We start from the raw sequence: 25,724 nt of genomic DNA on the forward strand, positions 1-25,724 counted from the left end.
TAAAATATAAACCTTACCAGCAACTGATAACAGTTCTCATTTGTTTACAAATAAAAAAAAGACCAATGAAAAGAGCATTGGTCAAGACCAACCCTATCCGTCCGGTAACTGGCTAGCGTAGCCTTTCGGCCTTAGCTCCTGCAGTTTTGCGTCCTAATGTTTCCATCAGTTTGCCTTTCTCGCTGAACGAGTTGAACGATATGGGAGTTCTATGAGAATTAAATTATTCTCTACAAAAGATTACAACATAAAAATTAAAATGTCTACCTATTTAGAGATGCAAATGTAAAGTTTTAATGTATTATTTTTTCGAAATAATTTAACAAACTACGTGAATGTTACATTTCTTGTGTTATATAATAAAAAATGTATATAACACAAGGATTGTTTTGAGTATTTATTTTAATTTTCATTTAAATTAAATTATTCGAATATATCTTAACTAATGAATTTCGGAGGTAGTTTATCATGTTTTGGCTACAATTTCTTACGTTACTACTCTGCATTTTTATTGGCGCACGCCTAGGCGGAGTTGGTCTAGGAGTAATGGGTGGCGTTGGTATGGCAATACTTGTTTTCGTCTTCCACTTACAACCTACAGCTCCGCCTATTGATGTAATGCTTATGATTTTAGCAGTAATTACAGCTGCCGGTGCACTGCAAGCCGCTGGAGGAATGGACTACCTTGTTCATCTGGCTGAGAAAGCATTACGAAAAAATCCAAAGCGCATTACATTCTTTGCTCCAATTGTTACTTATTTATTTACACTCTGCGCAGGAACTGGTCACGTTGCTTATTCTGTACTTCCTGTTATCGCAGAAGTCTCTCGCGAATCTGGTATTAGACCGGAACGACCAATGTCAATTGCCGTAATCGCTTCCCAACAAGCAATTACAGCTAGTCCTATATCAGCTGCAACAGTTGCACTTTTAGCAATGCTAGCTGACTATAAAATCACTTTATTAGATATTTTAAAAGTAAGTATCCCTTCTACTTTCATCGCTTGTATGGTAGCTGCATTTGTTGCTAGCAAAATGGGGAAAGAATTAAATGAAGACCCTGAATACTTAAAACGATTAAAAGAAGGAATGATTCCTAAGATTGAAGAGAAAAAAGAATTTGTTGGTGTAAAAGGAGCTAAATTATCAGTTATCCTTTTCCTAGTAGGAACTTTTCTTGTCGTACTTCTCGGTTCATTTGAAGCACTTCGTCCAGGATGGATAGTTGATGGGAAGTTAGCCCGTCTTTCCATGCCAAACACAATTGAAATGGTTATGTTAACGATCGCAGCTCTTATTATTATTTTCTGTAAACCAAATGTAGAAAGCATCGTGTCTGGTAACGTCTTTAAAGCGGGGGCAACAGCAGTTGTTGCTATTTTCGGGATCGCTTGGATGGGAGATACTTTCTTTAACGGAAACTTAAATATGATTCAAGGATCAATTCAGCACCTAGTAACAAGTGCACCATGGCTATTTGCCATCGCATTATTCATTCTATCTATTTTACTATATAGTCAAGCAGCAACAGTACGCGCTTTAATGCCTCTTGGATTATCACTCGGTATTCCACCAGCACTACTAATCGCGATGTTCCCTGCAGTAAATGGATACTTCTTCATTCCAAACTATGGAACAATCGTTGCTGCCATTAACTTTGATCGCACTGGTACAACTGGCATTGGTAAATATGTTTTAAATCATAGCTTTATGATTCCAGGCCTAATCGCAACATTCACTTCTATCGGAATTGGAATGCTCTTAATTTCAATTATGTTTTAAAGAACAAGCACAAACCCAAAGTTTTAAAGGGTTTGTGCTTTTTTAATCAAACGTTTGTTTAAATATTTTTAACTGTCCATTCTGCCATTATGTTCTTTAATATTTGTGTGAAGTCCGCTGGGAAAAGATGACCCAAACCTTCTCTCACAATTAATTTACAGTTCACATTATATTTCTCGAACATCGACATTAATTGAAGCGTGTTTTCGTAAAACGGATCTTTATCTCCCGTAACAATATATCCTTCTACATTCGTTATATCATTTGATACGACTATACTTTCAATTGCCTCAACATCTCGAATAGCGGGTATAGCTGCAATAAATTTTTGAGTCTCTAACATATTCTTTAACGCTAACTCTATCGCTATATTCCCCCCTTGAGAAGCTCCCGCAAGGATGGTGTCTTCCAAGTCATATTTACCCATAAAATCATTAAAACTTTTCATAATATCTTTTATAGCTATATCATGATTATCCCAGCTATAAGAATTCATTCCATGTACTTGTGAGGATTGAGAAAAACCTAACATATACTCACGTAATATTTCTTCTCCATACCAATACGGTGCAAAATCATTTATGTTTGATCCTCTCCAATGTAAAGAAAATAGTCCTGTCTTCGCCTCTTCATTTCCATAAGTAAATAATTTCGGGTCGGCTGTTAGCTGCTGTTTCTTAAAGATTTCTTCACACTTTTTCACTATCATTTTAAAAGCTTCATTCTCTCGTAATTCCTTTAAATCTTCATCCTGCATAAGTGTATGTGGATTCCACCAAATCCCCTTTTCTAAAGCTTCATTTAAACTAACAATTGCTTCTTCATACTTCCCTTCTATCGAAAGTACACACGCTTCCCAAAAGCTAGTTTTATCCATCCTTTCAGGGAACTCTCTTTTCGCTTTATCTATGTATCTATAAATAACATCAAAGTCTCCTTGTTCGAATAAACGAAATAATTCATTTTGCAACTCTACAAACTGTTTACGTTTCAAACAATCATCTCCCTTTTTCTAAATATCAATATCAGAAAAAAATAAAAAGCTATGTAGCCTTTTAATACTACATAGCCTTCTTCTACAAACTGTTACTTACTTCCTCTACTAGCTTCTTCGTACTTTCATACGCAGATTCTGCTAAACTAATCGCGGAAATAACGGAAACACCGTCCGCACCTGCTTCTATAACTGAAGCTGTATTTTCAATTGTAATACCACCAATTCCGACGATCGGTATTGTAATTCCTTGCTCTCTAAAATGAGCTAAACATTTCGTTCCTTGCACAGCTTTCGTATCTTTTTTCGTACTCGTTGGGAAAATAGGGCCAACACCTAAATAATCAGCTCCGTTTTCAATTGCCCAACGTGCTTCTTCAATTGTATGTGTAGATACACCAACAATTTTATCCCCCATTTTTTCACGAACAGAAGTAATTCCTTCATCATCTTGTCCAACATGCACGCCATCTGCATCTAACTCGAGAGCTAGTTCCACATCATCATTTACGATGAATGGTACACCGTACTCCTTACAAATTGCTTGTAGTTCTTTTGCGAAACAAATGCGTTTCTCTCCCGTTAAAGCGCCTTCCCCCTTTTCACGAAATTGAAAAATTGTTATACCGCCTTCAAGTGCATCTCTCAATACTCGTAGTGGCTCCTTCGTACAATTGTTACTTCCCATAATAAAATATACTGATAATAACCTAGACATTTCAGCCTTTGTAATCCGCGACATCTAGTTCCCCTCCTTACTATATAATCTCAATCTTCCCATACTTCTCAATATCACCTGAAGTGGTATTCGCTAACTGATTTAAAAATTCAATTTGGAAACTACCCGGTCCCTTTTCCACTGTCTTGGCAGCTGCTAGTTCCGCAGCTACACCATAAAATGTTAATGCGGCTACCGCTGCCTTTACATAATCCTTTTCTATCGCTACAAATGCTCCTATTACAGAAGTTAGTAAACAACCAGTACCTGTAACTTTCGTTAAAATAGGGTGACCATTTTGAATAAGAATAGTTCGCTCTCCATCTGTAACAACATCTTCTTTTCCAGTAATTACCGCAACTGTATTCAATTCGTCTGCTGCCTGCTTTGCAATACTTACGACATTACCATTTCCAGCACCAGCGTCTACTCCTTTAATTTCCCATCTCTCATTAATAACATTCGCTATTTCAGCTGCATTTCCGCGAATAATCGCTAACTCGATTTCAGCTGGAATATGTCTCGCAACTTCTGTTCGATACGATGTTGCTCCTGCACCAACTGGATCAAACAGTACTGGTACATTGTTCACATTTGCTGATTTACCTGCAAGTAACATTGCTTCTACTTCTTCAGGGCGAAGTGTCCCCATATTTAATACTAACGCTCCAGCAATGCTAGCCATTTCTGCTACTTCTTCTTTTGCATACGCCATTACAGGCGATGCCCCTAACGCTAACAAACCGTTAGCTGTAAAATTTGTTACAACGACATTTGTAATATTATGAACGAGCGGATTAGATTCTCTCACCAAATCCACTACTTTACTAATTTCTTTTATATTCATCATTCTCATCCCCTAACTATAGTGATGGGAGATACACAAAAAGACACTTTGCGCGTACGCAAAGTGCCTGAACATGTGCTTTTACACTCTCCCTACGCTGGCATTATCCAACAGGTTCAAATGGTCAATGACGGATTAGTCATACTCTCAGTTTGCATCCACAAACTCCCATGTGTTTAGTATTCTTCTACTTCAAAGTCTACTCTTATTCTAGTAAAATAACAAGTTCTTTACTTTTCTATTTAATATAGAAGCAACTAATAAAACAATACGTATAATAAATAAGTATCTATTTCTCATAGTCTCATCATGGTGCATATTATGTTCTGTCGCCATCATTCACTTTCAAACAGATGTTATCCCACTAAAAAACGTTCAAATCTGGAGCGAAACTGAATCTCAAGAAGATGTATGCTATAGTTAACGTATGGAAATTTGAAAGGATGTTTTAAATATGTCAAAAAGCGTTGTAATCGCTGAAAAGCCTTCCGTTGCACGTGATATTGCTCGCGTACTGAAGTGCGATAAAAAAGGAAACGGCTACCTTGAAGGTAGTAAATATATTGTAACTTGGGCTTTAGGTCATCTCGTTACATTAGCAGATCCAGAAAGCTATGATGTGAAATATAAAAAGTGGAATTTAGAAGATTTACCGATGCTACCAGAGCGTTTGAAATTAACGGTGATTAAACAAACAGGGAAACAATTTAATGCTGTAAAAAGTCAGCTTCTTAGAAAAGATGTAACTGAAATTATTGTAGCAACAGATGCTGGACGTGAAGGAGAGTTAGTCGCTCGCTGGATTATTGATAAGGTTCGAGTTAACAAACCAATCAAACGTCTATGGATTTCATCCGTTACTGATAAAGCAATTAAAGATGGCTTCGCTAATTTAAAACCAGGTAAAGCATATGACAATTTATACGCTTCTGCAGTTGCACGTTCAGAAGCTGACTGGTATATCGGTCTTAACGCGACTCGAGCTTTAACGACTCGCTTTAATGCCCAGCTGAATTGCGGCCGTGTTCAAACACCTACTGTCGCTATGATCGCTAATCGTGAAGATGAAATAAAGAACTTCAAAGCTCAAACTTACTACGGCATCGAAGCTCAAACAACGAATCAGTTAAAACTAACTTGGCAAGATGCAAACGGCAATAGTCGCAGTTTTAATAAAGAAAAAATCGATGGTATTGTAAAAGGTTTAGATAAACATAATGCTACTGTTGTAGAAATTGATAAAAAACAGAAGAAGTCATTCTCTCCTGGTCTTTACGATCTAACTGAATTGCAACGTGATGCAAATAAAAAGTTCGGTTATTCTGCGAAAGAAACATTAAACATTATGCAGAAATTGTATGAGCAACATAAAGTGCTAACGTACCCTCGTACAGATTCACGCTATATTTCATCTGATATCGTTGGAACACTCCCAGAACGTCTAAAAGCATGTGGCGTTGGAGAGTACCGTCCTTTAGCACATAAAGTATTACAAAAGCCTATCAAGTCTAATAAGTCATTTGTTGATGATAGTAAAGTAAGTGATCATCACGCAATTATTCCAACAGAAGGATACGTTAACTTCTCGGCCTTCACAGATAAAGAACGTAAAATTTATGATTTAGTTGTAAAACGTTTCTTAGCCGTTTTATTCCCAGCATTCGAATACGAACAACTAACGCTACGCACAAAAGTTGGTAATGAAACGTTCATCGCACGCGGAAAAACTATTCTACATGCCGGCTGGAAGGAAGTATATGAAAATCGCTTTGAAGATGATGATGTAACCGATGACGTAAAAGAGCAACTTCTACCTCACATTGAAAAAGGCGATACATTAACTGTGAAGTTAATTATGCAAACATCAGGTCAAACAAAAGCACCTGCACGTTTTAACGAGGCGACTTTACTTTCAGCAATGGAGAATCCTACAAAATATATGGATACGCAAAATAAACAACTTGCTGATACGTTAAAATCAACTGGTGGATTAGGTACTGTAGCGACACGAGCTGATATTATCGACAAGCTATTCAATTCATTCTTACTTGAAAAACGTGGTAAAGATATTCACATTACTTCAAAAGGTCGTCAGTTACTCGATTTAGTGCCAGAAGAGTTAAAATCACCTACGCTAACTGGTGATTGGGAACAAAAGCTCGAAGCAATTGCGAAGGGTAAACTGAAAAAAGAAGTATTCATTTCAGAAATGAAGAACTATACGAAAGAAATTGTTTCTGAAATTAAATCGAGTGATAAAAAATATAAACATGACAACATTTCAACGAAGTCTTGTCCAGACTGTGGTAAACCAATGCTGGAGGTAAACGGCAAAAAAGGAAAAATGCTCGTTTGCCAAGACCGTGAATGTGGTCATCGTAAAAATGTATCTCGTACAACAAACGCTCGTTGCCCACAATGTAAGAAGAAGTTAGAATTACGTGGTGAAGGCGCTGGCCAAATTTTCGCATGTAAATGTGGCTATCGCGAGAAATTATCGACATTCCAGGAGAGACGTAAAAAAGAATCTGGAAGCAAGGCTGATAAGCGCGACGTTCAAAAATATATGAAACAACAGAATAAAGAAGAAGAACCATTAAACAACCCGTTCGCAGAAGCATTAAAGAAATTAAAATTTGATTAAACAAAAAGGTTCCTACCTCTATCGGTAGGAACCTTTTTTTATTAATGAATAATTTTACTTCCTTTTGCGTTCTCAACAAACTTTTCACTCGATTTGTTAATTGGTGTTTTCAATAATAACGCAGCGATAACGATGACTACTACGAACACACTTAATACAAGTAAATCTCTAATAACTATATCCCAAAGCATGCCACCTACTGTTTCACGAATTGCACTAATTGCATATGTGAATGGTAAGAACGGATAAATTGCTTGGAAGAATGGTGGTGTCATTTGAATTGGGAACGTACCACCCGATCCTGCTACTTGAAGCACAAGTAAAATGATTGCCATCGATTTCCCAACGTTTCCGAAAATAGAAACGAGTGAGTACACGATACAAACAAATACTCCGCCAATAAATAAACTAAATAACACAAACCAGAATTTATCGACTACGTACGTACCGAGTAAGAATATATCCCCCATCGATACGATAAATGCTTGCGAAAGACCTATCGTTAAGAATGTTAATAAACGTCCAAAGTATATTTCATGGCTCTTATAATTCGCGCCCTCTTCATGTACTTCTACCGTTAATAACGAAACCATTAATAGTGCGCCTACCCATAATGCAAGCACTGTGTAGAATGGTGACATCGCTGAACCGTAGTTCGGCATTGCAAATAACTTATTCTCTTTTAAATTTACTGGATTCGCGAAGTAATCACTTTGCTTTTCAACATCATTTTTCAATAAGCGTATGATGTCTTTTATATCCTCTTCTGATTCAAAATCACGAATTTTATTTGCTAAGTCTTTAATCTTTTTCTCAGTCTCCGGCATGTCAGCTTTAATGTCTGCTAATTTCTTTCTACCGTCTACTAAGCCTTTTGATGAATCTTCTAGTAGCTTTTTAACATCTGGAAGCTTTTTGTCTGCATCATTTAAAATTTGAGTTGTATTTTTCGACATCTCTTTTGTACGAGCAATTGCTGTATTGAAATTAGGTACAATTTCTGAATCATACGTCGATAATACATCTGTTAATTGAGCTGACCCGCCCTTCGCAGCGTTGTTAATACTTTCAATTACATCTTTTGTAGGTTTCTGTCCATTGTTAAGAAGTGTAATTCCCTTATTCGTTGCATCTACACCTTTTTGCAGACTACTTTTTGCTTTATTTAATTTTGCAATTCCATTATTAAGGTTTTTATCACTACTTACATCTGCTAAAACCTTATTTGTACTTTCTAGAACTGGAATCATATCATCGATTAAACCAATTCCAGCTTGGAATTGACCATTTAAACTTTTTAAGGCTTCCTTCGAACCTTCTAAACCATTAACACCTCTATTTTGTACATCCTCTAATGCTTTTTGGACACTAGATTTAGTACTTTCAAGACTATTCTTTGCTTTCTCATAATCCGCTTTTGCATTATCATATATTTCATTTGCATCTGCTTTAGCTTGATCTACTGTGCTAACTGCTTTTTTATAATCTGCTACAAATGTTTCATTGTAATCTTTTTCCGCTTGATCAATTAATGAGTTTGCTGCATCTAACTTTTGATTTGCTACATCTGTTACATCTTTCTTTACTTCTTGTCCTGTACCGATAACACTTACAATATCTTTAATGCCGTTATTTGCATTTTCCATACTACCTTTAAGCTTAGTTAAGCGATCCACTCGCCCTTGGAAGAAGCTTTTTCCAAAATCAGTCGTGGCTGAGTTTTGAAGTTCAGTAAATATATTAATAAGATATGAAATATTTTCTGTACGAGCTTGCAGTTGATCTGATACTGCATTTAAATCTTTCTTTGCTTGCTCTGGATCAAACTGACCATTTTGCAATCCATTTACAACACTTTTCCCATAAGCTGTTCCTGCACGTGATGAGCTTAAAACATTATTTACTGTTTGATTAATATTTTGTGCTATCCCCTTATAACCATCACTATTCAACTTAGAAAGGTCTGGTCTTGCAGGGAATTCAGGCAGGCCATTCATTCCAGAGAAATCAGGGATGTTTAGATCAACACCTGGATTCATTAAAAAGTCGGTAAATGCAGCTGCACTATCCATAACACCTTGTGCTACTACTAAATCATTTCTTATCTTCCCTGGAGCATTTTTTAATGTTTGATCTTGTCTTGCAAAGAACTTATCTAAATTCGCCAACGCTTCCTGTCCATCATTTATGACACTCTCTACAACAGGTAAATCTTTCTGCGCCACTTTCACAATATCCTCTGCTCGAGTCGCATCATCTAACGCCTTATCCATCAATGTATTCATTTCTGGGAACTGCGCTTCTAACTTAAATACAAGGTCTTTTACTTTCTCGATACTCGGTAAGTTAGTTTCTAAATCGATTCCAAGATCGTTGAAGATTTCAAAAATCTCGCCGTTTGCTGTTTTAACAAAGTTTTTACTAATCTCTTCTGTCAGCCCCGATGCACCTTTAGCTGTAATCTTCGGCGCAATGGCATTGACCTTTTCATTTACGTAATAATCAATTTCTGGTTTCTGTGGATTTTCATTCAAGACTGTTGCAATCTTTTCAGAGAAATCCTTTGGAATAGTAATACTTGCAGAATAATCTCCACGCTCTACCCCATAAATCGCTTGCTTTTCATCAACAAACTTCCACCCAAAATTTTTGTCCTTCTTAAGTGAATCTACAATTTCTTTCCCGATGTTAATATCTTTCCCTCTTAAATTTGATCCAACATCTTGGTTAGAAACTGCAATCTGGATTCCTTTCGTATTTCCATAAGGATCCCAAGAAGCTTTAATGTTAAACCATGCATATAACGATGGTAAAATCATTAATCCTAAAACAATAACAATTGCAGCCCAATGTTTAGCTACATTCCGTAAATCTGTCTTATAAATACGCCAAATTTGTTTCATAGAAGTTATCACCTAATTATATATTTTTCCTTCTTTAGAAAATGATACATGCATTTTGCAATTATATCACTTTCTACATCGTGGATTAAACGAAAACACACTATTTTTCCCATTAAATATTTCACTTACTTCATTATATAACGAAGTAAAAAAAGTATGCATACAAAATGACCAAATTAGTTTTACATTCAATAATAACAAATATATAGGAAATGTCATAAAAAATACAAGTATTTTCTCTTGGAAATACTTGTATTCCTCAAAAAAATCCTCACAGCTTTTCATCATCTGTGAGGATTTCTTCTATTATATATCTACTTGTACTTCCACACCGAAATGATCTGAAATTACCTTTCGGTTTATACCATTAAAAATAACTTTTGAAGAACGAACTTTTTCACTTCGGTTACACAATATTAGATCGATTCGCAAATTATGTTTATTTTCATCCCAACCAGCAATTTCACCTTGGACAGTTGTTCCTTCATCCTTCTCTATTGCTAGTTCATATGTGTCGTACAAACCTTTTTGTATCATATATTCATAGCCTTCACCTTGCAAACGGGCGTTATTATTAAAATCACCCATTAAGAAGGATCGTTCATTACTATCTACACGCTCCATTAAACGCTCAACTTGATCTTGGAATGATTCTTCTTCATCATTCCACCAACCGAGGTGGCAAGAGTAAAACGTGACGTTCTTACCATTATAAGCAATTGTTGTACTTACAATTTTACGTGTTTTCCAATACGTTGTATCCTTATTTTCTGATATAAAGAACGTATCTTCTTTTATAATACTATGCTTCGTTATAATCGCTAATCCTTCTTCATACACATCATAACCAATATGAGAGAAATCCCAAGTAATATTGTAATCTTTTACATGTAACGCTTTTAACTCTGCTAATAGTAAAAGCCCAAAATTATCTTCTTTCTTGTTACCGCATACATTTTCAGCTTGTATCGACTGACTTACTTCTTGCAATGCGATGACATCGTACTCTTCTTCTTGAATGACTTTAGCAAGATATTTTATCTTTTCCATTTGATTCTCTTCTTGCCAAGAGTGACAGTTTAAAGTTAGCAATTTCATCTTATTACGCACCTAACATATCTTGAATGTCTGACTTTAATACGTCAGCTTTCGGACCATATACTGCTTGTACACCTTTATCTTTTACGATCAGTCCTAAAGCACCATTTTGTTTCCACTGCGCTTCTGGTGCAACAACGTCTAAATCTTTTACTGTTACACGTAAACGTGTCATACAAGCATCTACATCTGCAATATTATCTTTTCCACCTAATAGATCAATAACTTTCGTTGCTAATGAACCATCTTGTACATTTCCTGTTCCTTCTGATGACTCATCTTCATTATCAATATAGTTACCTGCACGTCCTGGTGTTGGTAAGTTGAACTTTTTAATTAAGAAATTGAATAATGTAAAGTTCAGACCGAAGAATACGAATGAAACGATAACAAAATTGATTAAATCTCTAGTTAGTCCTGCATTAACCATCATCGGTGTACGAGTAATTAACTCAATAAATCCGAATGCATGAACACGTAAGTTAATTAAATCTGCTAACGCGAATGCAAGTCCTGTTGTAATTGCATATACAACATATAATACTGGAGCAATAAACATGAACATAAATTCAATTGGTTCTGTTACACCTGTTAAGAATACTGCTAATGCAGCTGATAAGAACATTGGTTTATATTTTGCACGTTTTTCTTTATCAACATTACGGAACATCGCGAAAGCAATACCCATTAACGCTGCTGTTGAACCGATAACTTGTCCAGCTTTGAAACGAGCTGGTACAACGTTATTTAATAAATCGTTATATGCTTTTGTATCTCCATTTGCTAGTAAATTATTTAAGTCTGTAATCCATGCAAGCCATAAAGGATCTTGTCCTGCTACAATTTGTCCAACTTTTGAGCCAGTTAACATCGTATATGTTCCGCCTAGCTCTGTGTAGTTCATCGGAATTGTTAACATATGGTGTAAACCGAATGGTAATAGTAAACGCTCTAACGTTCCATATACAAATGGTGCAACAACTGGTGCACTATCCTTTGAAGCTGCAATCCAGCGACCGAATTCATTTAATCCACTTTGGATGAATGGCCATAAAAGTGATAATACAATTGCAGTGACTGTAGACCAAACAATCACAACGAATGGTACGAATCGTTTTCCGTTAAAGAATGCTAATGCCTGTGGCAGTTTGTTATAGTTATAATATTTGTTATATAAAGTAGCTCCTAAGAAACCTGTGATAATCCCTACGAAAACTCCCATGTTTAATGCTGGTGCACCAAGTACAGAAGTAAAGTAATCTTTTACAATTAAATCTCCTGCTAATACTGAAGAAACTTTTGCTTTTGAATCCGCTAACATTTCAGCGTTTACGCCAAATATAGCTCCTGTAATTCTGTTTGTTAAGACGAATGCTAATAGCGCTGCAAATGCACCACCTGCGCGATCTTTCGCCCAAGATCCCCCAATTGCTACTGCGAATAAGATGTGTAGATTTGTAATAATTGCCCAACCGATGTCTTCCATTACTCGAGCGATTGTATGAACTGCGTTAATATCCCCAGCAGACATCCCAATTAACTTACCGATAGAAATCATTAAACCAGCTGCTGGCATTACAGCTACAACAACTAATAATGCTTTCCCGAACTTTTGCCAAAAATCAAAAGACGTAATTTTCATCTGTTCTTCCTCCCCTTTATTTATAACAACATAATGATTTAAATTATAATTTCTATTTTTCTTATGAAAACGATTCCTTATGTCACTTCATTTTCCTCTTTACGCAACCGTTTTCATAAATCTATTTTAATAAAAGCGTTTTCACATTGCAATAGAAATTTATTTTTTTTCATAAAAAAAGATGCTCTAAGAGCATCCTTTTTTATTACGAAATGCGATAAACCCTTGTTTCATAAGGCTTTAACGTGATTGTAGTTACTTGTTCATGTTCCACAATTTCATAGTTATTTAAAAGCAAACGTTTGCGTTCTAGTGCGAATGAACTCTCATTGTACACAGCTTCCTCTTTTGAGATATTGCTAATTACAACAATTTTTTCATCGTTTAATGTACGAGTATATGCATAAATTTGCGGATCATCTTCTAAAAGTAAATCATACGTACCGTAGTTCAGTACATCGTGCTCTTTTTTCACGGCAATCATTTTCTTATAGAAATTGAAAATAGAATTCTCTTCATTTTTCTGCTTTTCAACATTAATTTCTTTGTAGTTTGGATTCATACCAAACCAAGGTGCACTTGTTGTGAAGCCAGCATTCTTCTCATCATTCCACTGCATAGGTGTACGTGAATTATCGCGGCAAGAAGCCCATATAATCTCCATCATTTCTTGATGTGATACGCCCTCTGCAATTTTCTCTCGATATAAATTTTTAATTGCTACATCATCGTAATCTTCAATATTTGGGAATTGAACATTTGTCATACCAATTTCTTGCCCTTGATAAATAAACGGTGTACCGTGCATAAAGAAATACATCGCTCCAAGAGCTGTTGCACTTTCACGCCAATATTGTTTATCATCTCCCCACGTTGAAACGATACGTGGTTTATCGTGATTCTCGATATATAAAGCATTCCACCCTTTATTTTCTAACCCTTTTTGCCATTTTGTTAATACCTTTTTCAACCCTACAACATCAAGGTCTTTCTTCTTTTCTGCATCCCATAAGCTTAAATGTTCAAACTGGAATACCATATTGAATTTACCTTGCTCTTCTCCAACCCAAAGCTCAGCATCTTCAATCTTAACGCCATTCGCTTCACCAACAGTCATAATATCGTACTTAGAAAACGTATTTTCTTTTAACTCTTCTAATAAAGGTTGAATACCATCCACATTCATATGCTTATCAAAAGATGGTACATACTTTAGTTCTTTTGGATTTGGCATATCCTTAAAACCATCTTCTTTTTTAATATGGCTAATTGCATCCACTCGGAAACCATCAATTCCTTTATCAAGCCACCAATTCACTGTATCGTATAATACTTCGCGAACTTCTTTATTCTCCCAGTTCAAGTCTGGTTGTTTACGCGAGAATAAATGTAAATAATATTGTCCTGTTACTTCATCATATTCCCATGCCGAACCATTAAAAATACTTTCCCAGTTGTTTGGTTCCGCACCATCTTTACCATCATGCCAAATATACCAATCACGCTTCGGATTGTCTTTAGATGAACGAGATTCAATAAACCATGGATGTTCATCACTCGTATGATTAATAACTAAATCAATAATAAGCTTCATATCACGCTTATGAACTTCATCTAGTAAAGCATCAAAGTCTTCCATCGTACCAAACTCATCCATGATATCTTGATAATCACTAATGTCATAGCCATTATCATCATTAGGTGACTTATACATTGGACAAATCCAAATTACATCTATACCTAAATCTTTTAAATAGTCCAGCTTTGCAATAATACCTTGTAAATCTCCAATACCATCACCATTTGAATCCATAAAGCTACGTGGATAAATTTGATAAGCAACCGCTTCTTTCCACCATGTCTTATTCATAGTCATTCTCTCCTTTTGCATCCCGTCGGGAAATTTATGCAAACGTTTTCGTAACACTATCATAACAAAATATGAATAGTTTGCAACTGTTTTCATTGAACTCAATGTAGATTCTTTATTCTTATGCTTTATTTATTTCTCACAAAAGCAAACTCATTCCTCACCTACTCTTGTCCACGCACGTTACATACGCATTTCATATATTAATAAAAAGCACTGCTTATTTTAGAAAGGCGTGATAAATTGAAACAAACAAAATTAACAGGTCGTATCGTTGTTCCTTCAGATCCTGACTATGACGTATCCCGAATGAATTTAAATTTAAGTATTCCAAAAATCCCTTGTATTATTGTTTTTTGCCAAAATAAAAATGATGTCTGTAACGCCTTAAAATGGGCACGCGAACGTCATATACCATTTCGTTTAAGAAGTGGACGTCATAGCTATGAAAATTTTTCTCTTTTAAATAGAGGACTTATTATTGATGTAAGTGAAATGAATCAAATTACTGTTAATACCAAAAATTTAACCGCAACACTTGAGGCTGGGTCAAATCTCGGCACTGTCTATAAAAAACTTTGGAAATATGGTGTTACAATACCAGCCGGTACAAGTGCAAGTGTTGGAATTGTTGGATTAACACTTGGTGGTGGCATCGGTATGCTTTCACGCTTATTTGGATTAACATGTGATCAATTAGTAGAAGTTGAAATGGTACAAGCGTGCGGTACATTTGGAGCAAAAATTATTCGCGCAAACGAACATGAGAACCAGAACTTGTTTTGGGCGTGCCGCGGTGGTGGTGGTGGAAACTTCGGCATTGTTACTTCTTTAACTTTTCGAGTACATCCTATAAAAAATGTATCAATCTTCTCCATTACATGGGAATGGGAAGATTTTATTGCTGCATTTCAAGCTTGGCAAAACTGGGCGCCTTATATAGACGAACGTCTCACTTCATCAATTGAATTATTTGCAAAGCAACAAAATAAAATTGAAGCACAAGGTGAATTTGTTGGCTCCCCCTCTGAACTCCACGCCTTATTATCTCCTCTTCTTGAAACTGGTACCCCCTCTCTCTTTATAGATGAAGTTCCTTATATAAAGGCTGTTGAATTTTTTAACAGTGGTAATATCCCTGAAAACTTTAAGCGCTCCGGTTCCTACGTATATAAACCTATCCCTCTTAAAGGAATTCAAATCATGCAACACTTTCTTTCTCATGCACCAAATAAAGATGCGAGTATTTGGCACCAATCACTCGTAGGTGCTGTTGAAAATATTCCGCCTACTGAAACAGCTTATTTTCATCGTAAAGCAATTATTGCGCAAGAATACATTACCTCTTGGAAATGCGATGATGAAGAAAATCAAAATATACGCTGGGTTAAAGATTTACGAGAAACCTTAGATCCTTATACACTAGGTGACTATGTCAATTGGCCCGATATCGACATTAAAAATTGGCAAACTAGTTATTATGGCCCTAACTTTCAAAGATTGCGTAAAGTGAAAACCATATATGATCCTTGTAATGTTTTTCATTTTCAACAAAGTATCCCACCCTTTCATACGTAAAAAAGGAAGAACAGAATACTGTTCTTCCTTTTTACATTGAAAATCGTTCAATTGTTTGTTTTAAGTCCGCTGCTTGCTTCTCTAAATCCTTTAATAATTGATCGATTACTACCATATTTTTAGATTGTTGCAACGTCACACGTGCCACTTCTTGTGAACCAGCTGATGTTTCCTCAGCAATTGCTGCTACAGCCTTTGTTTGTGCTCCTGTTTGATGAATGTGACTCACTTGTTCATTCATATAACTACTAATTTGCTTCGTTGCATCAGCCACTTCCATAACACTTGATGACATCTCTTTTAAAATTAATTCCGTAGCTTCCCCACGTTTTGCCTCTTCTTTAGCTATTTTCACTTGTTCTGTCATTTTCATTGCAACTTGTTGTACTTCATCTTTCATATTTCGTAATAACTGCGATATGTTTCTTGCAGAATGATCGCTTTCATCGGCAAGTTTACGTACTTCTTCAGCTACAACTGCAAAGCCCCTTCCATGTTCTCCAGCACGAGCAGCCTCAATAGAAGCGTTTAGTGCTAATAAATTCGTTTGACTAGCAATCTCACTCACAACAGAAACAATATGTTCTACTTGTTTCATTCGTTCTTCTAACTTCTGTACATTTTGCATTGAATCTTCATTTTCTTTTGCCAATGTTTGAATACCTTGAATTAAGGAAGTAAAGACACGAGTACTATGCCCTAAAGCTTGAACCATTTCTGAAGACAACTCATCAGACTGTTTCGCTTTCTCTTCTACTTCACTTGCAATAGAAGTTGTTGTATCAACGGCAGACACAATTGCCTGAATGGAAGCGGCCGATTGCTCAGCTCCAGAAGAAATCTCTGCAAGTGTCTCAGAAACACCTTGTGCTTGTTTCGTTGCTTCGCCTGTTTGTTTTCTAATCTGCTGTACTTGATTGTTTGTATACGAAAATGTTGTATCAATATTCTTTACCATGCCCCTTAAGTTTCCTAGCATCATATTAAATGCAACACTTAAAGATTTAATCTCATCATCTGTTTTTGGTAATGGAACATCTTCACGAATATCTCCTTCAGCCGCTTTTCTCGCCGCCTCCTCCAACTTTCGAAGTGGTTTAATTAAAAAGATTGCTGCTCCATACGCTAAAATCCCAGACCATACTACACCTAATAACATAACGATAATATTATAAACAGTTTGACTTACATGACTTTGAAAATAATCGTATATTACGTAAATAAAAAATATACTTGTTGAATATGTAATAAAAGCTAAAACTGTAGTGAATAGCATAAGTTGTGTACGTAAGCCAAAGGAAAATGTCTTCCTTTCTTTTTCCATCTCTTCTTTCCCCCTTTTTATAAGCAATATAAGTACTACCTATATATTATTATCCATATTTTCGTTATAGAAAGATATAGGGATTTTAAAAATCATTATTCCCTTGAATATCAAATCACCCGAAAAAAATAAAGGATTCTGACAATTTATGACTAATAACAGAAATAAGGGGCAACATTTGTAAAATATATTTTGACTGGGGGTTTTGTATGATTCAGGTTCGAAATCTAGTAAAATCATTTGGCTCACTTGATGTTTTAAAAGGAATTGATTTAGAAGTGCAAGAAAAAGAAGTTGTTGTTTTAATTGGTGCCAGTGGTTCCGGTAAAAGTACATTACTTCGCTGTCTTAACTTTTTAGAAATGTACGATGAAGGTGAAATTCACTTACAAGGTGAACAAATTGATCCAAAGCATTCAAATTTAAACAAAGTCCGTGAAAATGTTGGTATGGTTTTTCAGCACTTTAACCTCTTTCCCCATATGACCTCACTAGAAAACATCATAGAAGCACCTATTCATGTAAAAAAATTAGAAACAGCACATGCAAAGGAGATTGGAAATCAGCTTTTGCAAAAAGTCGGCCTACAAGATAAAGCAGATGTAACTCCCCACCTCCTGTCAGGTGGTCAAAAACAGCGCATTGCCATTGCACGAGCTCTTGCTATGAATCCTAAAATTATGCTATTTGATGAACCTACCTCAGCCTTAGACCCTGAACTTGTTGGAGAAGTATTGCAAGTTATGAAAGAACTTGCTGAAGAAGGAATGACCATGGTTATTGTTACTCATGAAATGAATTTCGCAAGAGATGTAGCTGATCGCGTCATTTTTATGGATGATGGAAAGATTGTAGAGGACGCTCCACCAGCGCAATTCTTTTCAGCTCCATCACATGAACGCGCAAAACAATTTTTACGCAACGTTCTATAATGTAACTTCTGTTTCAAACGAAAAGAACTACATTCATACGGTGCACAAAAATATCTCAATAACATACTTAAAACCATCCGTATGATCAATATATAGGAGGGGTTTTATGAAAAGAAAACTATTAACCATTGTTGCGAGTATTACATTATGTACATCCTTCATACTAGGAGCCTGTGGCAAGGAAAGTGCTACTACTTCTTCAAATGGTGAAAAAGAATTTCGTTATGCGATGAGTGGATTATACAAACCTTTTAACTATAAAGAAAATGACGGAAAGCTTGCCGGATTTGATGTGGAAATTGGTGAAGCTCTCGCAAAAAAGATGGGAATGAAACCCACTCCCATTACAAATCCATGGGAAACGCTAATTCAAGGTCTACAATCAAAAAAATATGATGTGATATTAGGAAGTATGGCCATTACAGAAGAACGATTAAAAGCTGTTAGTTTCTCAAATCCATATTATCGCTCTGGGGCCCAGATTTTCGTAGCTAAAAAGAATACATCTATCTCTTCTCCAGAAAATTTGAAAGGTAAGAAAATTGGTGTTGTAAAAGCTAGCACCTTTAAAGATCTTGTTGCAAAACATACAGATCAAATTACAGAATATGATAGCGATATTACTGCACTTATGGACTTAGAGCCTGGACGTATTGATGCAGTAATCACTGATCAAATGGTTGGTTTACGCATGATTAAAGAAGGTAAATCAAATATAAAAGAAGCTGGAAAACCATTAAATCTTGATGAAATGGGAATTGCTATTCGTAAAGATGATAAAGAAATGGTTGAGAAAGTAAATAAGGCTTTAGATGAAATCATTAAAGATGGTACGTATGAAAAGATCAGTAAAAAATGGTTTGGACGTAATATTCTTGGTGAAGAGGAAAAAACGAAGTAAATTAGCTATTCAAAGGTTTCATAAATTATGCCCCACTTTTTATCCCGCTATTTAGGGCAGTAAAGCTCCCGATTGATGCGAGATAATAATCAGTGGGGTATTTCATTCTCTACCAAAATCTATACAATATGAGGTGACACATATGTTTGAAATTTTTATGTCTACTTATCCCACACTATTAAAGGCTACTATTGTCACATTACAATTAACACTAACATCCCTATTACTCGGTTCACTAATTGGATTACTATTCGCTTTTTTTCGAATCTCTAACAATAAGATTTTAAATAGTATTGCTCATGTATACATCGCTATTATTCGTGGTACACCTTTAATTGTTCAGATCGCCATTCTCTATTTCGGTATTACATCTATTATTGTTTTCACTCCTTTTTGGGCAGGAGCCATTGCTTTAGCGATCCATAACGGTGCATATATTACTGAAATTTTCCGTGGATCCATTCAATCTGTCGATAGGGGGCAATTAGAAGCCGCTCGCTCTCTAGGTATGCCGTATCCTTTAGCGATGCGCCGTATTGTATTACCGCAAGCATTTCGGCAATCTCTTCCTCCTTTAGGAAATCAGTTTATTATTGGATTAAAGGACTCTTCGCTCGTTGCATATGTAGGATTGTCCGAATTATGGGGATCAGGTTTATCAATTGCTGCAAGTAACTTCCAACAATTAGATACATACATAATCGTTGGTTTATATTACCTCGTACTTGTTCTTGTATTTACTTATTTTGTTAATCTTTTAGAAAAACGACTACAGCGAAAAGAAACAAATTCAGTTCAAGTTCGTGCAAATAATAAAAAAGAGGTCTCTTTATAAGAAAAAGCAAGCCTGAGATGGCTTGCTTTTTCTACTATAAAAATATATTAATTTTACTGATTTACTTTTTTAATACTCTCTTTTTCCTCTATATGTTCCTCACGATATGAAATATTATGAGGATCTAGTCCATTTCCTAAAGAACCATAGAAATGCTCTCTATGCGGATCCACTAATTCACTTCCTTGATAATACACACGTGGTGTATTCCATAGCGCTGCCAAAGCTTTTGTCATCGGCATCTCATGATAACGTTCCGGCCACATTTCTTTAATTTTCTCTTTTACTAACGGATAGTATTTAGAGCTCATAGCAGGAAACAGATGGTGTTCTGTATGGTATGAGAAATTGAAATGTAAAACGTCTACCCAGCGCGGCACTGTTACTGATAAACAGTTTGCTAACGGATCATTTACTGGAACAATTGGATTTAAGCGGTGATTCGTTGCGATATATGCCATTACAATAAAGTTAGCAATTAACAACGGAATCACATATGCAAACAACCATTTTCCAGGTCCCATAATAAACAATAAACTAATCCAAACAGTCCAAGGCAAAAGAAGTTGAAGCCATACCGATTTTTGATTAGATGACTTAAATTCTTTTATAAAATGAAAGAACATTCGAGTCGAATGCAATGTAAATTGAATTGTTAATGACAGAAAGCTAAAGAATGAACGTACATGAAGAGGCATACGATACACCCAACTCAGAAACTTACTCTTCTTAAGCTTCTCAAGTGTCGGCCATGCATCTGGATCATTCTCTTCATGCTGCGTATGAACATGATGCGTTGCATTATGCCACTTTCTCCAAAGTTTAGGGCCTGTTGATAATGGCATAAATGCAATGGCGCCTAAGAAATCACGAAGCCATGCCTTTCTTACAACAGTTCCATGTAAAATTTCATGTCCTAAAAACCCAAGTGAAGCAAAACATAATCCGAGAACAATCGCAATTCCTAGATTCGCCCACACATTCAATTCAAATACACCAATCGATATTAACCCCGCCAATGCCACAAGCAAATAAGCCAGTCCACCAAATAAACGAGTAGGAACTGGTTTAAATGCTTTTTTTGGCAAATGTGGTGATACACGTGCTGCATACCACCCAAACGTATGAAGCTCCTTCATCCTTTTGCCCCTTTCTTATGCCGCGCCTCGCGCAACTTACATATATCAATTCTTGCTTCCAGATTGATTTTACTAGGTAATTAAAAAAGCATCTATTATAAGGAAAATATACTCACTCTATCGTCACTTATTTTTCGCTTTTATTATCAATGAAAAACATTTCTCTTTTTACTCTCTATCAACCTTTCCACATGATGAATCATATCAATAGAATTTCTATATTGTCAACAACTTTTATGACCTAGTAATAAAAGTTGGTTATATTTTTATAATTATACTTTATTTCACTAAAGAAAAAACATAGATTTTATAAGGTTTTATCCGTTATACATATACATACGCTTACATCCTATAGACTCTATCTTATTCAAGAACCCTCGATGTAAACAACAAATAAACTCACCTGCATCTAGCTTTACACAACTCCTACCTCTTCATACCGACAACATTAAATAATTATACTAAAATAACTTTATCTTTCTTTTAATAAAAATAGACTCCTTCTAAAACAGCACACATGATTTTCATATAATATGGAAATATTATAAGGAAAATTGTTCTAAAATCGGGAGGTTTCTATAATGACAAGCGATACATTTCCACAATTGCCATCATCTTATTGGATTGAATCTACTCAGGTCCCTGCATTTCCACATTTATCTGAAAATATAAAGACAGAAGTTGCTGTTATCGGAGCTGGTATTACAGGTATCACCACAGCCTATTTACTTGCAAAAGAAGGTATGAACGTTGTTTTAATTGATTCCGGTCTTATTTTAAATGGAACGACTGGACATACAACAGCAAAGGTAACAGCACAACATGATCTTATTTATGATGAATTAATAAATCATTTCGGTGTGGAAAAAGCGAGGCTTTACTATGAATCAAATAATCATGCTCTACAATTCATAAATGAAACGGTGCAAACATATAAAATCGACTGTAATTTCTCAAATGAAGATTCATATTTATATACAACTACTGATAATGGATTAAGAAGTTTATCGAAAGAATATGAAGCCTATCAAAAATTAAATATACCTTGTGACTATGTTCAATCTCTATCGATTCCGATTCCCGTACAATCTGCACTTGTCATGAAAAACCAAGCACAATTCCACCCCCTCCTTTATTTGAAAACACTTTTAGAAAAGTTTGTGGAGATGGGCGGAAAAGTTTATGAACAAACAACAGCGATTGATGTGGAAAAAGGTGATTATCCACAAGTCATTACAAAGGGCGGACATCGCATCACTTGCAAATATGTTGTCTCTTGTTCACATTTTCCTTTTTATGATGCGAATAGCTTTTTCTTTACGCGAATGTATGCCGAACGCTCTTATGCTCTAGCAATCAAAGCAAAATCGAATTATCCAGGTGGCATGTATTTAAGTATTGATAATCCAAAACGTTCCTTACGCTATACAACAAAAAATGGAGAACAATTGATTTTAATTGGCGGAGAAAGTCATAAAACAGGACAAGGAATAAACACGATGCTTCATTATGAAGCACTGTATTCTTTTGCGGAAGCAACGTTTGGAGTAGATGAAGTTCCCTATAGATGGTCAGCACAAGATTTAATCACGCTAGATAAGCTTCCTTATATCGGACATATTAACGAAAGAAATCCAAATATATTCGTTGCAACTGGATATCGTAAATGGGGAATGACAACTGGAACTGCTGCCGCTCATTTACTGAAGGACTCCATTCTAAAAGTCCACAATCCCTATAAGGAACTGTATGCACCGTCACGCTTCCATGCAAATCCAGATATAAAAACATTCCTCTCCCAGAACATTGATGTTGCGAAACATTTAATTGAAGGAAAGATCGAAACCGCATTACGTAAGCCAGAAGATCTCGAAGTTGGTGAAGGATCTGTCGTACATGTTAATGGGAAACGAGCAGGTGCTTATAAGGACAAAGATGGAAAATTACATATTGTCGATACAACTTGTACACATCTCGGCTGCGAAGTTGAATGGAATAATGGTGATTGTACTTGGGACTGTCCTTGTCACGGTTCCCGCTTTTCAATTGATGGGGATGTTATGGAAGGTCCAGCAGATCAACCGTTAAAACGAGTTGATAATGAGTAGACAATGCAATATGACTTAGCGTGGAATTTTTACTTATTCTCATTCGCAGGTCTTCTCGCATCTATATCTGTTTTTTTATTCCTGCAAAATAAAAAAGAGCACAAACTCACTTGTGCTCTTTTTCATATACTTCAAACAGCATATCTCGAAACAATGTATTTAAACTCTCAATATCGATCCCTAATCCCTTTTCAATCCTTTTCACGTATTGCTGATAGTAATGAATTTGTTCTTCTAAGAATTGATTTAGCACCTGAATTTTCAATCCAACATCTACTTCAGTACCTGCTTTTTTCTTTATTAACAACTTTTCAATTTCATCTAACACGCTACGTTCTAATGATAATTCTGTAATCAACCGATCAAATTCTACGGGAGGCAAAGTCGATTTCTCTTCTAACCATTTACAAGCTAAAATAGGACGTAATACATAAAAGTACTTTTTCAACTTTACATTCTCACCTTGCAAAAATTCACGATAATTTTTTGATGCCATATGTAAGTAATGATATATCGTTGCTTTTGGATCAAAATTCTTTTCACTCATTTGTTGAAGCTGCTCTGGAAAATGAGAGTTTTTCGAATAAAAAATTGGTGATCGAATCCACTCGAGTAAAGCTGGATTTGACTTTGCGAATAGTTGTAATGCCTTTTTAATATCCCAGCCACTTATATCTAAATCATCACTAATCGGATATTCAATTACATCTCGTTTATCATGAATTGATAAATACCATTCCACAGGGTGTATATAAACGAATCTAACATCATAATCACTATCTTTCGATGGAAATCCCCACGCACGACTCCCTGATTCTACTGCAAATAAAATTTTTACATCATTCTCTTTTTCAATTCTGTCTAACTCCAGCTCAATTTTCTCTCTCATTTCTTACCATCTCCATTTTTTGATTATTTCCTTGGAAATTCGACAAATATATTACTCATTTTACTACATACTAAAATAACTGTCAGAAAAATTCTGACAGTTCAAAAATCCCTATTTGTTCTTTTCTGTTACACTAACCGCAATTCGTTCAAACTCTTTTTGAATCTCCTCTTTATATGCATCCACTTTTGAAAAGTCCATAGCAGCAATATAAATTCGTTCTAATTTATCACGAACTGATTTTGCTTTTGCTAAGAAAGACATCGCCTCATTCATTTTTGCTTTATATTGAATGGAAACGTCGCGAATTTCTGTCGCATACTTCTCATCTGTCCCTGGTGTCACAATCAAGGCATACATATCTATAATTTCATCACCTTCGCGGCTCGGAAAATATTCATGTGGTGCGGTGCTATCAAAAATTGCAAAACCCAATTCTCTTACGATAACCATATCAAGACTATTTGGATCAAATCCACAATGATATACTTCCACTTCAAATCCTTTTTCTTCTGCTGCCTTAGCTAATTTTTTGAGCATTGTCGACTTCCCAGAGCCTGGGCGTCCTTTTATAAAATAACGATGTGATAACCCTTCTGTTAAATTCGGAACAAAATCAACTGCTCCTTTCGGTGTAGCTGCTCCTAAAAAGCGATGTTTCACAAGCGGTTGTTTCCCTCCTTTATCTGTAAATAATTTCTGAATCAGCTCATCTGTTAGTTCATTCGCTTTATCAAAATCAATATTATTAATATATATTTTCTCCCACGCATCATGTATAATTAATGCCTCTTTAAAACAAGCGTATGCTGCTTGAAAAGCTTTGCTTGCTTCTGAAACAAATCGTTCAATTTCCACCTTCTGCTTTCTTAATTTATCTGAATCCCAAGCAACCCCCAAATTAATATACTCTTCGACAACTCCTGGCATTTTCGGCTCAATAACATGGGGTGATGTTCCATCTACAATTCCTACTTTTAACTTCGGGATAATTACACCATCAACCGATTTATTATCAGAAGAACAGTGTAAAAATTCAATATCGTATCCTTTTTCAATCCATTCACGACCTATTGCCTTGATTAAAGAAGATTTACCGGTTCCAGGACCACCTTTTAAAATAAATAACCTATCTAGCCCTTTCAAATTCTCGTCGTATAAATTATGGAATCCTCTAGCTGTATTTCCACCAGCATAATAATTCAATATATTCCCTGTCACTGCACTCACTCCTTCGCAGCATTCTATTTACATAAGCTACAATATGCGAGCAACTTTATTTGGGTGAATACCTATTTTGTGTTGCGTAAAAAAAGGAAATGAATTACAATTTAAATATCGTAAATATTCCGAACTTTAAAATTAAATATACCTTTTATCAAGAGAGGCAGAGGGACCGGCCCTTTGAAGCCCAGCAACCTCAGTTTATACAAACTGAATAGGTGCTAATTCCTGCAAAATGCATTGCATTTTGGAAGATAATACTCAACTAGTATGTAAAGCTCATCTTTCTTGATTAT

Annotated in this window: 18 protein-coding genes, 1 pseudogene and 3 riboswitches; of the genes and pseudogenes, 7 read left to right on the forward strand and 12 right to left on the reverse strand. The window is 35.6% G+C overall.

Annotation, left to right across the window (positions count from 1 at the left end; all coding sequences use genetic code 11):
- Positions 1–100: 100 nt before the first annotated feature.
- Positions 101–185: riboswitch (cyclic di-GMP riboswitch) on the reverse strand.
- Positions 186–468: 283 nt separating this feature from the next.
- A complete protein-coding gene (locus QCI44_RS26160) occupies positions 469–1,782 on the forward strand; it encodes an anaerobic C4-dicarboxylate transporter family protein (RefSeq protein WP_000498715.1) in 1,314 nt (437 codons plus the stop codon).
- A gap of 58 nt (positions 1,783–1,840) precedes the next feature.
- Here QCI44_RS26160 and QCI44_RS26165 read toward each other — a convergent pair whose 3' ends face one another.
- The 3 genes from QCI44_RS26165 to thiM form a co-directional block, all read right to left on the reverse strand.
- Positions 1,841–2,776 (reverse strand): alpha/beta hydrolase, encoded by a 936-nt coding sequence (locus tag QCI44_RS26165; RefSeq protein WP_016089483.1) that lies wholly within the window; start codon positions 2,774–2,776, stop codon positions 1,841–1,843.
- A gap of 82 nt (positions 2,777–2,858) precedes the next feature.
- Entirely contained in the window at positions 2,859–3,518 is a 660-nt protein-coding gene (gene thiE, locus QCI44_RS26170; RefSeq protein ID WP_016089484.1) for a thiamine phosphate synthase, read from the reverse strand.
- Positions 3,519–3,534: 16 nt separating this feature from the next.
- Positions 3,535–4,341: a hydroxyethylthiazole kinase gene (gene thiM / locus QCI44_RS26175; protein ID WP_033659616.1), complete on the reverse strand. Its 807-nt coding sequence runs from the start codon at positions 4,339–4,341 to the stop codon at positions 3,535–3,537.
- Between the two features lie 72 nt (positions 4,342–4,413).
- Positions 4,414–4,523: riboswitch (TPP riboswitch) on the reverse strand.
- Between the two features lie 272 nt (positions 4,524–4,795).
- Here thiM and topB point away from each other — a divergent pair.
- On the forward strand, positions 4,796–6,985 hold the full coding sequence (gene topB / locus QCI44_RS26180) for a DNA topoisomerase III (RefSeq protein ID WP_016089486.1): 2,190 nt from the start codon (positions 4,796–4,798) through the stop codon (positions 6,983–6,985).
- A gap of 41 nt (positions 6,986–7,026) precedes the next feature.
- Here topB and QCI44_RS26185 read toward each other — a convergent pair whose 3' ends face one another.
- The 4 genes from QCI44_RS26185 to QCI44_RS26200 form a co-directional block, all read right to left on the reverse strand.
- Positions 7,027–9,888 (reverse strand): YhgE/Pip domain-containing protein, encoded by a 2,862-nt coding sequence (locus tag QCI44_RS26185; RefSeq protein WP_098986122.1) that lies wholly within the window; start codon positions 9,886–9,888, stop codon positions 7,027–7,029.
- Positions 9,889–10,194: 306 nt separating this feature from the next.
- Positions 10,195–10,986: an endonuclease/exonuclease/phosphatase family protein gene (locus QCI44_RS26190; protein WP_098986123.1), complete on the reverse strand. Its 792-nt coding sequence runs from the start codon at positions 10,984–10,986 to the stop codon at positions 10,195–10,197.
- Between the two features lie 4 nt (positions 10,987–10,990).
- Positions 10,991–12,628, reverse strand: a complete 1,638-nt coding sequence (locus QCI44_RS26195) for a PTS transporter subunit IIBC (protein WP_016089489.1) — start codon at positions 12,626–12,628, stop codon at positions 10,991–10,993.
- A 205-nt stretch (positions 12,629–12,833) separates the two neighbouring features.
- Positions 12,834–14,498 (reverse strand): glycoside hydrolase family 13 protein, encoded by a 1,665-nt coding sequence (locus QCI44_RS26200; RefSeq protein WP_088083182.1) that lies wholly within the window; start codon positions 14,496–14,498, stop codon positions 12,834–12,836.
- Between the two features lie 243 nt (positions 14,499–14,741).
- On the opposite strand from QCI44_RS26200, the gene QCI44_RS26205 reads away from it, so the two are divergent.
- Entirely contained in the window at positions 14,742–16,076 is a 1,335-nt protein-coding gene (locus QCI44_RS26205) for an FAD-binding oxidoreductase (protein WP_088083181.1), read from the forward strand.
- Positions 16,077–16,107: 31 nt separating this feature from the next.
- Here QCI44_RS26205 and QCI44_RS26210 read toward each other — a convergent pair whose 3' ends face one another.
- Both QCI44_RS26210 and QCI44_RS30675 read right to left on the reverse strand, forming a co-directional pair.
- On the reverse strand, positions 16,108–17,058 hold the full coding sequence (locus tag QCI44_RS26210; RefSeq protein WP_445423431.1) for a methyl-accepting chemotaxis protein: 951 nt from the start codon (positions 17,056–17,058) through the stop codon (positions 16,108–16,110).
- A pseudogene (locus tag QCI44_RS30675) lies at positions 17,050–17,400 on the reverse strand (HAMP domain-containing protein); the annotation flags it as partial. The pseudogene QCI44_RS30675 and the gene QCI44_RS26210, both read right to left, overlap by 9 nt.
- 209 nt (positions 17,401–17,609) lie before the next feature.
- Between QCI44_RS30675 and QCI44_RS26215 the strand changes: the two are divergent.
- The 3 genes from QCI44_RS26215 (at position 17,610) to QCI44_RS26225 (ending at position 20,068) form a co-directional block, all read left to right on the forward strand.
- On the forward strand, positions 17,610–18,332 hold the full coding sequence (locus QCI44_RS26215) for an amino acid ABC transporter ATP-binding protein (RefSeq protein WP_016089493.1): 723 nt from the start codon (positions 17,610–17,612) through the stop codon (positions 18,330–18,332).
- Positions 18,333–18,438: 106 nt separating this feature from the next.
- Positions 18,439–19,233: an ABC transporter substrate-binding protein gene (locus QCI44_RS26220; RefSeq protein ID WP_016089494.1), complete on the forward strand. Its 795-nt coding sequence runs from the start codon at positions 18,439–18,441 to the stop codon at positions 19,231–19,233.
- A 142-nt stretch (positions 19,234–19,375) separates the two neighbouring features.
- Positions 19,376–20,068 (forward strand): amino acid ABC transporter permease, encoded by a 693-nt coding sequence (locus tag QCI44_RS26225; protein ID WP_016089495.1) that lies wholly within the window; start codon positions 19,376–19,378, stop codon positions 20,066–20,068.
- Positions 20,069–20,121: 53 nt separating this feature from the next.
- Here QCI44_RS26225 and desB read toward each other — a convergent pair whose 3' ends face one another.
- Positions 20,122–21,207: a Delta(10) desaturase DesB gene (desB, locus tag QCI44_RS26230; protein WP_016089496.1), complete on the reverse strand. Its 1,086-nt coding sequence runs from the start codon at positions 21,205–21,207 to the stop codon at positions 20,122–20,124.
- 581 nt (positions 21,208–21,788) lie between these two features.
- Between desB and QCI44_RS26235 the strand changes: the two genes are divergently transcribed.
- Positions 21,789–23,315 (forward strand): FAD-dependent oxidoreductase, encoded by a 1,527-nt coding sequence (locus QCI44_RS26235; RefSeq protein ID WP_353811500.1) that lies wholly within the window; start codon positions 21,789–21,791, stop codon positions 23,313–23,315.
- A gap of 106 nt (positions 23,316–23,421) precedes the next feature.
- On the opposite strand, the gene QCI44_RS26240 is transcribed toward QCI44_RS26235, so the two are convergent.
- Positions 23,422–24,204: a nucleotidyltransferase domain-containing protein gene (locus tag QCI44_RS26240; RefSeq protein ID WP_016089498.1), complete on the reverse strand. Its 783-nt coding sequence runs from the start codon at positions 24,202–24,204 to the stop codon at positions 23,422–23,424.
- A gap of 111 nt (positions 24,205–24,315) precedes the next feature.
- Entirely contained in the window at positions 24,316–25,425 is a 1,110-nt protein-coding gene (locus QCI44_RS26245) for a PRK06851 family protein (RefSeq protein ID WP_016133513.1), read from the reverse strand.
- Between the two features lie 151 nt (positions 25,426–25,576).
- A riboswitch (SAM riboswitch) is annotated at positions 25,577–25,689 on the forward strand.
- The last annotated feature ends 35 nt before the right edge of the window (positions 25,690–25,724 follow it).

It is taken from the genome of Bacillus cereus group sp. RP37, from assembly GCF_040459695.1.
Taxonomy (GTDB): Bacteria; Bacillota; Bacilli; order Bacillales; family Bacillaceae_G; genus Bacillus_A.

Excerpts from the sequence above, each read along its gene's own strand:
- QCI44_RS26190 (WP_098986123.1), bottom strand. The coding sequence starts at position 10,986 with ATGAAATTGCTAACTTTAAACTGTCACTCTTGGCAAGAAGAGAATCAA.
- desB (WP_016089496.1), bottom strand. The coding sequence starts at position 21,207 with ATGAAGGAGCTTCATACGTTTGGGTGGTATGCAGCACGTGTATCACCA.
- thiE (WP_016089484.1), bottom strand. The coding sequence starts at position 3,518 with ATGTCGCGGATTACAAAGGCTGAAATGTCTAGGTTATTATCAGTATAT.
- QCI44_RS26240 (WP_016089498.1), bottom strand. The coding sequence starts at position 24,204 with ATGAGAGAGAAAATTGAGCTGGAGTTAGACAGAATTGAAAAAGAGAAT.
- topB (WP_016089486.1), top strand. The coding sequence starts at position 4,796 with ATGTCAAAAAGCGTTGTAATCGCTGAAAAGCCTTCCGTTGCACGTGAT.
- QCI44_RS26195 (WP_016089489.1), bottom strand. The coding sequence starts at position 12,628 with ATGAAAATTACGTCTTTTGATTTTTGGCAAAAGTTCGGGAAAGCATTA.
- QCI44_RS26225 (WP_016089495.1), top strand. The coding sequence starts at position 19,376 with ATGTTTGAAATTTTTATGTCTACTTATCCCACACTATTAAAGGCTACT.
- QCI44_RS26220 (WP_016089494.1), top strand. The coding sequence starts at position 18,439 with ATGAAAAGAAAACTATTAACCATTGTTGCGAGTATTACATTATGTACA.
- QCI44_RS26160 (WP_000498715.1), top strand. The coding sequence starts at position 469 with ATGTTTTGGCTACAATTTCTTACGTTACTACTCTGCATTTTTATTGGC.
- QCI44_RS26215 (WP_016089493.1), top strand. The coding sequence starts at position 17,610 with ATGATTCAGGTTCGAAATCTAGTAAAATCATTTGGCTCACTTGATGTT.
- QCI44_RS26235 (WP_353811500.1), top strand. The coding sequence starts at position 21,789 with ATGACAAGCGATACATTTCCACAATTGCCATCATCTTATTGGATTGAA.
- thiM (WP_033659616.1), bottom strand. The coding sequence starts at position 4,341 with ATGAATATAAAAGAAATTAGTAAAGTAGTGGATTTGGTGAGAGAATCT.
- QCI44_RS26185 (WP_098986122.1), bottom strand. The coding sequence starts at position 9,888 with ATGAAACAAATTTGGCGTATTTATAAGACAGATTTACGGAATGTAGCT.
- QCI44_RS26210 (WP_445423431.1), bottom strand. The coding sequence starts at position 17,058 with ATGATGCTAGGAAACTTAAGGGGCATGGTAAAGAATATTGATACAACA.
- QCI44_RS26200 (WP_088083182.1), bottom strand. The coding sequence starts at position 14,498 with ATGAATAAGACATGGTGGAAAGAAGCGGTTGCTTATCAAATTTATCCA.